Consider the following 13,302-nt stretch of genomic DNA (forward strand, 5'->3'; position numbering starts at 1 on the left):
AATCCATTTTCGACGTGATGCACTTTAAAAATACGGCATCAGTATTGACCTTTATCTTAGGTCGATGATTTTTTTAGATCATTGGCAAAATAGCCGTATTTTGACTACTCTAAATGTAACTTCAGCGCATTCAATATTAAGGAACTTATGATCCAGCTTCGTCAGCTCTATCTTTTACTGTTTTCCTTATATTGGGCGCAAGGGTTACCTGTCGGTTTTATGACGCATGCTTTACCAGTGATTTTAAGAGCGCAAGGTGTGTCTTTGGCACATATTGGTGGCTTTGGATTACTCATGCTGCCATGGTCGATCAAAGTTTTTTGGGCTCCGTGGATTGATCGACATGGTTCAAGGTCCAAAGGGCACTATCGGAGTTGGATTATCCCAATGCAGTTGTTGTCCGTGGTGGTCTTGGTCTTTCTGTCCTTTTTGCCGATCCAAAGCTTGAATGAACCGATGTACCTGCTGCTGTTTTTTGTGGCTTTACTCAGTATGAATTTGGTCGGTGCGACTCAAGATGTCGCAACCGATGGCTTGGCTGTCAATATTTTAAAAACTGACCAACAGCACTGGGGCAATACCTTTCAGGTGATTGGTTCCAGACTCGGCTTTATTGTCGGTGGTGGTGCTGTGCTTTGGGCCTTGGATTGGTTGGATTGGCAAGCTACATTTCTGTTTTTAGCGGCATTGGTGTTCATCAATACCATTCCTATTTTTATGTATCGAGAACCTTTAAAGCCGCCACTCAACATAAAATCCTCTCAAGAGCATGATAACAACCATAAGCATACTTCAGGCTTGTTCTACGCCATTCGCCAGTATTTGAAGTATTTTACCCAAACTAAAACCCTCACACTGTGGCTGATGATCTTATTGAGTTTTAAGCTTGCAGATGGTCTAGCAGGACCCTTACTTAAGCCGCTGATGGTCGATTTAGGATTGAGTTTTAGTCAAATCGGTCTATATGTCACCATGCTAGGTGCAGTGGCTGCTTTAATTGGGGCAGGGCTTGCTGGTCTTAGCTTGAAGTATATTTCTCGGGCGCAAGCCTTGGTTTTCTATTCAGTATTGAAAATATTCAGCTTATTAGCCTATGCATGGCTGGCTTTGCAGTTCGAGGCTAAACGGCCAGTCCATGAATGTCTGATCTATGGCATTAATGCTGCCGAAGACATGATTTCAGCCATGCTGCTCGTGATCATGCTGACTTTGGTGATGCAATATAGTCGTAAAGCATTTGCAGCAACGGACTTTACATTTCAGGTTGCCATTATGGCGACGGTGAGTGGGGGGCTGTATAGCATCAGTGGCATAGTGGCCGATCAGTTGGGTTATAGCAATTATTTATTTTGGATCACAGGTTTGGCTGCATTGAGCTTAGTCCCGATTCTATTTTGGGGAAAAGCATCAAAAAATGACCAAAATCACTTCTAAATCATGATTTTGGTTGTTTTTTATCAGCTAAAGCACTAAAAGAGCAATGCAAATATTATTTTAATAATTTTGTAATATGTTTCGCGTGTGTAATATCTGTTACAAAATAATTTAAGGAAAATTTTTGATGAAAACTAAGTTAGCAGCGGCTATCGCATTGAGCCTTTTGGCTGGGTCAACCTTTGCAGCACCAACATTCTACGGTGAAATTGATGCGTCTGTTGATTATTTACCTGAAGATAATAAAACGGGTGTTTCAGACAAAGATGTTGTTGAAATCAGTTCAAACAGTTCTTTCTTGGGTTTAAAGGGCGATGAAAAACTGACTGAGCGTTTAAGCGCAATTTATGCAATTGAATGGGCATTCAACTCAGACGGCGAAGGCGATGACTGGTCTAAGCGTAACCGCTTCGTTGGTTTGAAAGACGCGAAACTTGGTACATTGAAAGTCGGTGCACACGATACACCATTAAAACAATTGTCTAGTCCGGTTGATACATTCAATAACTACGTGGGTAACCGTGCTGATGTTACAGGCATCATGACGGGTGAAAACCGTGTAGATAACGTTGTTGTCTATGAATCACCAGCATTTAAAATTGCTAAAGGTGCAATTAAAGTTAATGCATTGCTTGCAACAGGTGAATCTTCAGGAATCAAGAGCGACAAAGGTGTAGTAAAAACTGCAGGTCGTGGTCTTGGCGATGCTTGGTCGGCGTCTGTTGTCTATGACAGCCCCGTTGTTGTCGCAGGTTTAGCCTATGACAAAGCCATTCCATCGAACTTTGGTGGTGTAGGGATCTTAAATGCTGAAAGTCCTGAAGTTGCAGTTACAAAAGCATTTGCTGCTGCAAATACCGTTCGTGCGATTGGTCGTGTAAATCTTGAGGGTGGTTTGGCACTTAAAGCACTGTATCAAACATCAGAGGTTGAGGCTGCTAAAGGTAATGATGTTGCAGCAGCAAATATTGATGATGCTCAAGGTTGGTTAGTCGGTGCAGAATACAATCTACCTTCTGCAAAAGCTTGGACAGTAAAAGCACAATATAGTCAAAATACTACGACCTATAAAGTGGGTGATGATTACGAAGCTCAGCAATTCATTGCAGGTGCGGATTATGCATTTAGCAAACAAGTGAAAGCTTATGGTTATGCGGGTTACTTGGCACTTGAACAAGGTCCAGATGAAAGCGAACAACCTGTATTGGGTACAGGCCTAGAATTTAAATTCTAAGACCTTGATTTAAGTTGTTCAAAAGGCGATGTTTTACATCGCCTTTTTTTATTTTTCTTGCATGGTTTTGATCAGTTTTAAGTGATTTTTAAGTTTGAATTTTTAGATTAGGGCATCAAAGATCAATAATTGATGCCAATATGCTTCAGGTCATAGCTAAAATACAGCAAAAAATTCCAAGACTTAGTTTAAGTCAATTTAACCTCGTGCTTGCCTTATGGCTTGGGGTGGTTTTGAACCTTACGTTTTATCAGCAAATCCAGCAGCTCACGCCTTATACGGGGCTGAAGGCCGGACTATTTTTAGCGGCAACCGTACTGGTGGTGGTGGCACTTTATAATGTGCTGATGCAACTCCTGCAATGGCGATGGAATTCAAAACTTTTGGCGAGTGTTTTGCTGATCATTGGTGGCTTGAGTGCTTATTTCGTCAATAGTTTAGGCGTGACCATTACATCTGACCAAGTGCAGAACATGATGCAAACAGATGTAAAGGAAGTGCAGGATTTAATCTCGCCACAATTTTTTATCTGGGTCTTTGGACTGGTTATTTTGCCAGTGCTATTGATTTGGCTTTTGCCACTGCATAAAGAAGCCCTAAGCACGGTCGTAGCCAAAAAGGGTCTACATATAGTGCTATCGCTCATCCTTTTGGGTGCTTTGCTGTTTGTTTATTTTGTCGATTATGCTGCGATTTTTCGTGAGCATCGTGACTTAAAAGGCATGCTCTCACCACAAAACAGTATCGCTTCGACATTTTCCTATTATCACAAAAAAGCACCGAAACAGAATTTGCCATTGCTGAACTATGGTGAAGATGCACATATGGTTGAAAACGTAAGCGCCAAAAGCTTACCAAAATTGATGGTCTTAGTGGTTGGTGAAACTGCGCGCGCGGAAAGTTTTTCACTCAATGGCTATGCTAAAAATACCAATCCTGAACTCAGTCAGCAAAATATTATCAATTTTAGCCAAGTCAGTTCATGTGGCACGGCAACCGCTGTGTCTGTTCCTTGTATGTTCTCGGGTATGCCGAGAACCGAATATGACGAACAGCTTGCAAGTCATCGCGAAGGTTTACTCGATATTGCACAGCGTGCAGGCTATAAGGTGACGTGGCTAGATAATAATTCAGGCTGTAAGGGCACATGTACACGTGTTGAAAAATATGAATTTCCTGAAGCGCTGAAGAAAAAGTGGTGTGATGCCGATGGCGAATGTCATGATGAAATCTTGGTGGATGGTTTGAAGGCATATTTGGCTTCGATCCCCAAAGCAGATCCAACTCCCCGTTTAATTGTGTTACACCAAATGGGCAGTCATGGCCCTGCTTATTTCAAACGAAGTACCGCAGCGTTTCAAAAATTTAAGCCAACCTGTAATAGCAATGCCATACAGGGATGTAGCTCGACGGAATTAATAAATAGTTATGACAACAGTATTGTCTATACCGACCATGTACTGAGTAAATTGATTAACACTTTAAAAGTGACTGACCACTATCAAACAGGACTGTGGTATTTGTCCGATCATGGTGAGTCGACAGGTGAGCATGGCTTATATTTACATGGTTCTCCATACGCAATTGCACCGTCACAGCAAACCCATGTACCGATGTTGATGTGGTTTTCACCGGCGTGGCAAAAAAATAATTCAGCGCAATATACTTGTTTAATGGCACAAAAAAGCAAAAAATTAAGTCAGGATAATCTATTTCCATCGCTATTGAGTTTGCTCGATGTGCAGACTCAAGTGATTGATGAAAAAAACAATATGTTGCAACAATGTACTTCAGTACAGCGCAGGACTTAAGCCATGCACAAAATACTTATTATTGAAGATGATTTCATGATTGCCGAATCGACTAAAACCTTGTTGAACTATCAACAGTTTGAAGTCGAGTGGGTGAATAATGGTATCGATGGCTTAAAGCTCATAATGCAAGGGGGGATTGATATCGTCTTACTAGATCTGGGTTTGCCGATGATGGATGGTATGCAAGTCCTGAAACAAATTCGTCAAATGCAGCCTAAATTGCCAGTGTTAATCATCTCGGCACGTGATCAATTACAAAATCGTGTAGATGGTTTAAACCATGGGGCAGATGACTATCTGATTAAACCTTATGAGTTTGATGAATTACTTGCACGGATTCATGCGCTCCTTCGACGCACAGGGCTGAGTTCAGTCGAAGCACCACAGAAAATTTTAAAACATGGTGAATTGATTTTAGATATTGAGCAGCATCTTGCACGCTATAAGGGGCAATATGTTGATTTATCTAACCGTGAATGGGCCATATTGATTCCACTGGTGACGCATCCGAATAAGATTTTTTCGAAAGCCAATTTAGAAGATAAGCTTTATGATTTTGATAGTGATATCAGTAGTAATACCATAGAAGTGTATGTGCATCATCTCAGAACAAAATTAGACAAAGATTTTATTCGCACCATTCGTGGTTTAGGTTATCGACTCGGTTAAGGCAAAGGAATTATCAACCATGCAGCAGCCTTATTCTCTGAAAAAGAGACTAATTATTTATGTGTCTGTTTTCAGTATGTTTTTGGGCTGTCTTTTGGTGTTTTCAGCTTATCGAATTGCACTTGAAGAAATTAATGAAATTTTAGATGCGCAAATGCAAAATTTGGCGGAACGTGTTGCAGAGCATGATCCGCAGCCTATTCGCGGCGAATTTGATCAACATAAGCGTTATCACGAAGAAGATTTATTTGTTGATGTGTGGACTTATCAGTCCAATGCGCATCAAACCCATCAATTAAAATTATTGGTCGCGCCTCAGCCCAAAGCCGGTTTTTATACCCACAATACCCAACAAGATGAGTGGCATACCTATATTTTGCCACTTGCAGATCGGCAAATTCAGGTCAGTCAGCAAGAATCGGTACGACAGCATCTTGCAGCAGAATTGGCCAGTAGCATGTTTATTCCCTATTTGGTTTTTATACCTTTTGCATTAATCGCTTTGGGATGGTTGATTCAACGCAGTTTAAACCCACTGGAAAAATTTAAAAAAGAACTGGCAAAACGGGATGCCTTTGAACTTTCTCCAATCTCTCAAATGCCGTATCCAGAGGAAATTGCACCGACTATTATTGAAATGAACCAGTTGTTTGAACGAATTTCATTGTCACAGCAGGAACAGCGCCAGTTTATTGCTGACGCAGCGCATGAGTTACGGACCCCGATTACCGCACTGAATTTGCAAATGCAGATTTTGCTACAAAAATTTCCACAAGATGACGCTCTACAAAATTTGAGTAAAGGTTTAATTCGTATTCAGCATTTGGTCAGTCAATTATTGAGTTTGGCAAAACAAGATGCCTCGGTCTTTGAACTTGAGCGCAAACAACATTTTGATCTTAAGCAAGTCGCAACCAATTGCGTGGAGCAACTGGTACATTTGGCGATGCAAAAAGATATTGACCTTGGCATGGAGCAACAACAAAGCATTGCCTTATATAGTCTTGAGCCAACGGTACATTCAATCATTTTTAATTTGATTGATAATGCCATTAAATATATCCCTGCACAGGGCATGATTAATGTCTCCGTCTTTGAACATGCGGGGCAGGCGGTTGTACAGGTTGAAGATAGTGGGCCTGGCATCGACCCAGCTTTATATGAGCAAATTCGAAAACGCTTTTATCGAATTTATAATCATGAAGAAATTGGAAGTGGTTTAGGGCTAGCGATCGTGGATAAAGCCGCAAAACATATCGGTGCGGATTTGAAATTTTCTAAAAGTGAAACATTGGGTGGTCTGAAAGTGAGTTTACAGATCCCATTTAGTGAATCATGAGTGACTCAATCATTTTCAGATCAAGCTCAATTCAGGGACTTAATTAGATCCATGTAAAAGGTTTGCTGTTTTGCTGCGTAGTCGATGCAGTGAAATGGCGAGAAAACAGCACATACATGACACAATTAAATGCCCAAATGATCCATACGGTCCAAAGGTTATGACTCAGAAAATGCGCACCCCGCATCATTTGCGCCCAGCCAAAAGCAAAGCCTAAAATCAGCCCTGCAGATAAAAAGAAGTAGGCACGGGCAGGTCGATGTATTCGATAAACAAAATATCCAGTGATTAGGGCAAAACCAGTTGCAGCATGACCACCGGGAAAACAGTGTCCTTGGCGTGCTGAAAAATCCCAAGAAAAGCCATGGGCTGTAGCGACTGTCATATTCCAAGGGCAGGCATGTGCAGATTGTGATTTGAGCAACCCAATGATTGCCGTGCTGAGTAGAGCCACTACGATAAAATAACCAAATTCAAACTTGCGTGCTTTTAGATGAGGATATTTAAAACTGCATATCCATGCTGCGATATAGAGAACATAAACGCCTATGACGATATTCTTGATATAGCGATGGTTCAGCACAGCAAGTGCCCAATCATTACGATGAGGAAAACTACCATGTAGGTCGACCCAAGGCTGAATAAAAGCTTGGTCGAGCGAACCACCAACGGGGAAAAAATAAAGTAGGCCAATCATACTGAGCGTGAGCAGCAGGGCTTGTCGTAATAAAAAGGAACGGTTCGAGAGCATAAGTCGTGTGATGTGCTGAAATTATTTTGTTTGAATGCTGCTATTTGAAACCACGAAGCTTAAATCAGACTTAATCGGCTATTTGAACTGTATCGATATCGATAGTGAAGAAGGTGCATAAAGCAAAACGGGCATTGTGTTAAAGTTTTTGAAAACTCAGTAATAAAGATTTATGAGCATACGTGCAGTCCTTTTTGATTTAGATAATACTTTGACTCACCGAGATCACAGCGTTCAGGCGTATACGCAGTATTTAGCCAAGTCTTATCAGTCGACGCTGGTGGAGGTAGACCTTGTACAGATTAAACGTATTATTAACCGTATAGATAATGTGGGATATCCGAAAAAAGAACTCCTTACTCATCCGAGTATTGGGGCATCTGTCGCTTATGCTCTACAAACGGAGCTGAATTGGATACATCAACCCGATTTTGATGAGCTCACAAAATTTTGGTTTCAGTACTTCGGTCAGTTTGCCGTGGCGATGCCTGGGGCATTGAGCTTGCTGCAGCAACTAAAACAACAGCAGTATAAATTGGCGGTGGTGTCGAATGGTGGACATGCCACACGACTGAACATTTTAAATGGACTAGGTTTTGCATCGTATTTTGATCAGATCATCAGCTCGGAAAGTGCCGGGATCAGTAAGCCCAAAGTTGAAATATTTCAGCATAGTTGTCGTGAATTGGGCGTGGCTGAAACCGAGTGTTTATTTATTGGTGATCATCCTGTCAATGATATTTATGGTGCGAGCCAAGCAGGGATGTCTGCCGTTTTGCTTGAAGGCTTTCATGCTTTAAGTGCAGAACAACAGCACAGCATTCCCAATAAAATTCAGCATTTGGATCAGGTCTTAGATTTTCTAAAATAAGGTGATTTAAACTCAAGCTTTAAGCGAAGTTCAGGGTAAAAAAAGCGGCATAAATGCCGCTTTAGATTGTGCTGTTTAGAACATGTTTTCTTCAGAGTTTGCCGAAATACGGTGAATACTTAAGTCTGCACCACGGAATTCTTCTTCTTGATCTAAGCGAATGCCCATTGTGACTTTGAGTAGACCATAAACGATGAGTCCACCTGCCAATGCAATCAAGATTGCGAGTAGCGTGCCGATACATTGAGAGATCATTGAAATACCGCCTAAACCGCCCAACCATTTTTGTCCAAATACACCCACTGCAATACCACCGAAAGCACCACAGACACCGTGTAGTGGCCATACGCCAAGTACATCATCGACTTTGAGTTTGTTTTGAGTGTATGTAAATAGTTTGACAAAGATCAGACCTGCGATAGCGCCGATAATTAACGCACCGACAGGATGAACTACATCTGAGCCTGCACAGATTGCAACCAAACCTGCTAAGGGACCATTATGTAAGAAACCGGGGTCATTTTTACCCATAAAGTTTGCTGCAAGCGTGCCACCCACCATTGCCATGAGAGAGTTAATCGCAACCAGTCCTGAAATGGCATCCAAACGTTGTGCACTCATCACGTTAAAGCCAAACCAACCGACGATTAAAATCCAAGAACCTAAGGCAAGGAATGGAATACTTGAAGGCGGGTGCGCGCTGATACGACCGTCTTTTTTATAGCGTCCATGACGTGCGCCAAGTAAAAGTATTGCAGCTAAAGCGATCCAACCGCCCATCGCATGTACCACGACCGAACCTGCAAAATCATGAAATGCTGCGCCAAATGTGCGTTCTAACCATGCTTGTAGCCCAAAATTACCATTCCATGCCATGCCTTCAAAGAATGGATAGACCAAAGCGACCAATAATAATGTGGCAATCGCTTGAGTCCGCATTTTTGCACGTTCAGCAATACCACCTGAAATAATCGCTGGAATGGCTGCGGCAAAAGTCAGCAGGAAGAAACAACGCATTAAGTTGTAGCCATGATCGGCTGCTAAAGTGTCCCCAATATGGAAAAAGTGCTGACCATAAGAGATGTAATAACCCACAAAAAAGTATGCAATTGCGGAAATAGAAAAGTCAGTCAAAATTTTACTCAGCGCATTGACCTGATTTTTATGTCGTACTGTACCTAATTCTAAAAATGCAAAGCCAGCATGCATGGCAAGAACCAATACTGCACCAAGAAGGAGAAAGAGGAGATCTATATTTTGCATAAGGTGTTCCAGTTTAGTGCGCTAGTTCACGAAAAGAACTTCAGTATATCGAGCGAAAAAAAATGGAAAAGAGATTGGCGCTAGGGAAATTTTGATTAAAAAAACTTAAAAATACATAAGACTCGATATAAAGCAAAGACTTGCATGGGTGTGATATTAACGCACTAAAGTGGTGCAATAGTGTTTTGCAATGAGAAAATTAAATGAATGATTATTAAGTGAAAAACTATGTTTTTTGAATCTGTTTAAAAAATGAAAAACAAATAGCGCCATTTCTGAGTTAATTCAGGGCAATTCATTATTTTGTATTTTTATCTGATTGATAGATGTTAGCGCGAGAATGAAACTGAAAATTGACGAATGATACATTTTTGGGAGTCTGTCTGAGCATCTTGGGGTCTTTAAAAGATGAAAGCTTGATGTCTTGCCTGAATTGAAATGATGCACAGATATTAACCCATGAAATCTCTGCTGCTGCACTTTTAGATGGCGAATAAAACATTGAAGGGTGGGTTTGAGGTGATGGTCGTTGGGTCTGACTGTATTTGATGACGTGTTTAATTGAAGAGGCACAGAATTTTAAGTTTAAGCCTTGAATGCTTAAGCTAAACGCTGTGTATTAATCGCTTCAGCCCAGCCACAACATCCGCAGCGCGGGCAGGTATCCTGAGCACCGTGAATGTACATGGTTTTGCCACAGTGCGTACAGGCATACAGCTGATGCATTTTGATATCTCGAACCGCTTTATAGGGTTTCGGAAATAGTGGCAGTCCATAACGCACTTGTTCAGGTGGGTAAAACAGAATACTAAACTTGCCATCACTTTCTAATAAACCAACTCGAACTTGTCCTAGATGCTCAACATTTTGCTGACGCATTTCAGAGAAGAATTCATCATGTGACATTTTACCTTGTTTAATCTTTTCTAAAACCAATTCACCATCTTCCACAATGTAGAGGGCTTTGCCTTCAATTAAATCTTCAAAGGGTTGGTATTTCATCATTAGCCAAGTGATTACGCGGTATAAACCAATCACCACCGTCATCACGATGAGAGCTTGTAAGATGGGGAGTTCCTCATCAAACATCGGATCGCCAGCAATTGAGCCTAAAGCGAGTAAGATCGCGACCTCAAAAATAGACAACTGACGAACGCCACGTTTCCCTGTAAGGCGTAAAAAAACGATAATTAAAACGAACATAATGATGCTGCGTAAGATAACTTCAGCAGCAAAGCTCCATGTCGTGTCATGGATGAAAATTTGAGTGATATCCATGTCTCATCCTTTTTAATCGTTATGTGTTTTAACTTAGCAAAGCGCTGGGCGATAAAGCAGCTCAATTGTGTTAATTTTTAAGCATTATTTGAAAATGGATTTCATGCTAAGGGTATTGTATGCATGAGATATTTGATAAAAAAAGTGCTTTAAAATAGTCATAAAAAAGCACCGACGAATCGATGCTTTTGATGTGGTCTGGCAATTTTTAAAGATGCTCAGTTATTTAATATGTTCTGCAATATCCGTAAAGATTACACCTAAACCATGTGCGCCAGCATCTGGATAGCCAAGACTACGGTCGCCTACAGTTCCCGCACGTCCCATACGCGCTACGATTTCTTTGGTCTTTTCAGCGCCTTGAACCGCCGCTTTTGCACCAAGTACAAAGTTTTCTTTAAAGGATTTATCGGTATGGGCAGACCAAGAATCTGCGCATGGTACAAGTGCATCAATCAGGGTTTTATCACCCACCACTGCGCCGCGTCCAAATGAACGCTCACCTGTAGTTTGAATGCCTTTGACCGCTGCTTGCAGCATCTCGGCAAAATCAGCGACAGTTAAAACTGATTTGCCTTGAATTGATTTCGCTGCCGCACGGAATGCTGAACCCCAGATTGGGCCAGACGCGCCACCACAATGTTCCATAATGATCATTGAGCAGTTCAGCATGAATTCATCCATCTGCTGCGCTTGAATCAGACTTTGCCATTCACGTTTTAATTGCTTAAAGCCTTTCGCCACGCTCATACCGAAGTCGCCGTCACCAGCATGCGCGTCCAGCTCACAGAATGGCACTTCATTTCTAATGATACAGGCAGACATCACATCCACCACATAGCGCATGTTTTCGATGGTGAATTGCTCATTGCTAATCACCGCATGTTCAGGCTGTGTTTCAACTTGGGTGTTTACTACAGCTTCGGCTGAAGAATCTTTGGACACAAAAGTTAAAGGCTGTGCTGCTGAACCATCCATTTTAAATGCAGGGGTATTGGCTGCTGCATCGAGGTAGGTTTTCAATTCATCATCGACAGCAAGCAAGGACACAGATGCACCATTCATGTCGATACTGGTCATGTAGTTGCCGACAAATGTGCGGTAAATTTTGATGCCTTTACGTGCAAGGTGTTCGCATACATCATGGTTAAAGACATACAACTCTTGCAGCGGTGTGCTACCAAAGCCATTGACCAAGACTGCAACTTCTTTCATGTCTGGACGGTCGAGGAATAAATCATCCACGATGCGCTGTGCCATTTTTTTAGAAGGCAATATTTTTTCACGACGGATGCCGGGTTCACCGTGAATGCCGACGCCATATTCCATTTCGTCATCAGTCAAAGTAAACGTTGGCGTGCCTTTGGCTGGAACAGTACATGAGCTATAAGCAAAACCAAGGCTAATGACGTTGTCTGCAGCTTTTTGAGCAATCGCTTTTACGTCTGCAAGTTCTAAGCCTTTTGATGCTGCTGCGCCTGCAATCTTATGTACAAATACTGTGCCTGCAACACCACGACGACCGACTGTATATAGGCTGTCTTTAACCGCAATGTCATCTGCCACTTTTACATAGTCAACTTTAATGCCGTCTTCAGTCGCAAGGGCTGCGCCATTCTGGAAATTCATCATATCGCCAGAATAGTTTTTGATGATCATCAGCACGCCTTTGTCAGTTGCGACTTGCTGTAAGGCTTTATAAACCTGAATTTGCGACGGAGATGCAAATACGTCTCCGCACACAGCAGCGTCTAACATGCCTGTGCCGACAAAGCCTGCATGGGCAGGTTCATGACCGCTACCACCACCACTGATCAATGCCACGTTGTTGTGCTTTTCTTTGCGTGAAATGATTTTGTGTGACTCGTTAAATGCGAGTTCAGGATGCGCAAGAACAAAGCCTTTGCACATTTCAATTACGATGTTTTCTGCACCGTTCATGAGTTTTTTCATTAATGCACCAATGGGTTATGAATTTGGGGAGATCTAAAGTGATTATTATAAGGAAATTGGCGTGGTGTCTGACATAAAAGTGTAAAAAAGGGCAGTTGATCGATGAGTGTGGTGGAAAATTGACGTCTCAGTTGTATATATTCTTCGATAGAATCCCTCTCTTGCGAAGCTACGCTTCTCACCTTTTACAAAGGGGGACTTTTTCATGTGATTAAATGAATTACGTGATAGTCCCTCCCTTTTTTAAAGGGAGGTTAGGAGGGATTAAAAATATTAAAATAGAAGAATAAAATGAAACCCTACAATAAAAATTTAAAACAAGCCTCGCGTGATTTACGCAATAACATGACTGATTTACCTCTCCCTAACCCTCTCCTGAGAGGAGAGGGAACTTTCACTATTGAATTAACCTGATTATTAAATTAGATGGTGCTCCCTCTCCCTTTGGGAGAGGGCTGGGGTGAGGGCTTGAATGTAGGCTTTAGTGCGATGGTAGTCAGCACTTTTCGCCTGAAGAATTAGAGGCAGATCGAATTCGAGATGAAGCTTTGGCTCAGCTTGGGCTAAAAGTGCTGAGGTTTGATAATGGGCAGGTAATGGCGCAGATTGATGATGTGGTGGAAGTGATTTATCGGTATTGTCTGAAAGAATCTCCCTAAATCCCTCTTTAAGAAAGAGGGACTTCACACGAATTTG

Annotated in this window: 10 protein-coding genes and 1 pseudogene; 7 read left to right on the plus strand and 4 right to left on the minus strand. The window is 41.7% G+C overall.

Features of this window, described 5'->3' with window-relative positions; all coding sequences use genetic code 11:
• Positions 1-147 precede the first annotated feature (147 nt).
• The 5 genes from FTT76_RS16365 (at position 148) to FTT76_RS16385 (ending at position 6,490) form a co-directional block, all read left to right on the plus strand.
• Positions 148-1,434 (plus strand): MFS transporter, encoded by a 1,287-nt coding sequence (locus tag FTT76_RS16365; RefSeq protein ID WP_180064043.1) that lies wholly within the window; start codon positions 148-150, stop codon positions 1,432-1,434.
• 127 nt (positions 1,435-1,561) lie between these two features.
• Positions 1,562-2,668, plus strand: coding sequence for a porin (locus FTT76_RS16370; RefSeq protein ID WP_180190640.1), 1,107 nt, complete (start codon positions 1,562-1,564; stop codon positions 2,666-2,668).
• Between the two features lie 140 nt (positions 2,669-2,808).
• Positions 2,809-4,479 (plus strand): phosphoethanolamine transferase, encoded by a 1,671-nt coding sequence (locus tag FTT76_RS16375; protein WP_180051096.1) that lies wholly within the window; start codon positions 2,809-2,811, stop codon positions 4,477-4,479.
• Between the two features lie 3 nt (positions 4,480-4,482).
• Complete coding sequence (locus tag FTT76_RS16380; protein WP_078189962.1) at positions 4,483-5,151, plus strand: response regulator transcription factor; 669 nt, start codon at positions 4,483-4,485, stop codon at positions 5,149-5,151.
• 19 nt (positions 5,152-5,170) lie between these two features.
• Positions 5,171-6,490 (plus strand): ATP-binding protein, encoded by a 1,320-nt coding sequence (locus tag FTT76_RS16385; RefSeq protein ID WP_180051093.1) that lies wholly within the window; start codon positions 5,171-5,173, stop codon positions 6,488-6,490.
• Between the two features lie 43 nt (positions 6,491-6,533).
• Here the strand turns inward: FTT76_RS16385 and FTT76_RS16390 are convergent, their stop codons facing one another.
• Entirely contained in the window at positions 6,534-7,241 is a 708-nt protein-coding gene (locus FTT76_RS16390) for a phosphatase PAP2 family protein (protein ID WP_180051090.1), read from the minus strand.
• Positions 7,242-7,413: 172 nt separating this feature from the next.
• Between FTT76_RS16390 and FTT76_RS16395 the strand changes: the two genes are divergently transcribed.
• Positions 7,414-8,112, plus strand: a complete 699-nt coding sequence (locus FTT76_RS16395) for an HAD family hydrolase (protein ID WP_180051087.1) — start codon at positions 7,414-7,416, stop codon at positions 8,110-8,112.
• 75 nt (positions 8,113-8,187) lie between these two features.
• On the opposite strand, the gene FTT76_RS16400 is transcribed toward FTT76_RS16395, so the two are convergent.
• The 3 genes from FTT76_RS16400 to dhaK all read right to left on the minus strand — a co-directional run bounded on the left by FTT76_RS16400 (position 8,188) and on the right by dhaK (position 12,606).
• On the minus strand, positions 8,188-9,375 hold the full coding sequence (locus tag FTT76_RS16400) for an ammonium transporter (RefSeq protein ID WP_180051084.1): 1,188 nt from the start codon (positions 9,373-9,375) through the stop codon (positions 8,188-8,190).
• A gap of 600 nt (positions 9,376-9,975) precedes the next feature.
• Positions 9,976-10,653, minus strand: coding sequence for a DUF421 domain-containing protein (locus FTT76_RS16405; RefSeq protein ID WP_180026487.1), 678 nt, complete (start codon positions 10,651-10,653; stop codon positions 9,976-9,978).
• Between the two features lie 222 nt (positions 10,654-10,875).
• Entirely contained in the window at positions 10,876-12,606 is a 1,731-nt protein-coding gene (gene dhaK / locus FTT76_RS16410; RefSeq protein WP_180026486.1) for a dihydroxyacetone kinase subunit DhaK, read from the minus strand.
• 291 nt (positions 12,607-12,897) lie between these two features.
• Here dhaK and FTT76_RS17840 point away from each other — a divergent pair.
• A pseudogene (locus tag FTT76_RS17840) lies at positions 12,898-13,265 on the plus strand (endonuclease domain-containing protein).
• Positions 13,266-13,302: the final 37 nt, after the last annotated feature.

Source organism: Acinetobacter sp. YH01009 (assembly GCF_013420765.1).
Classification (GTDB): Bacteria; Pseudomonadota; Gammaproteobacteria; order Pseudomonadales; family Moraxellaceae; genus Acinetobacter; species Acinetobacter amyesii.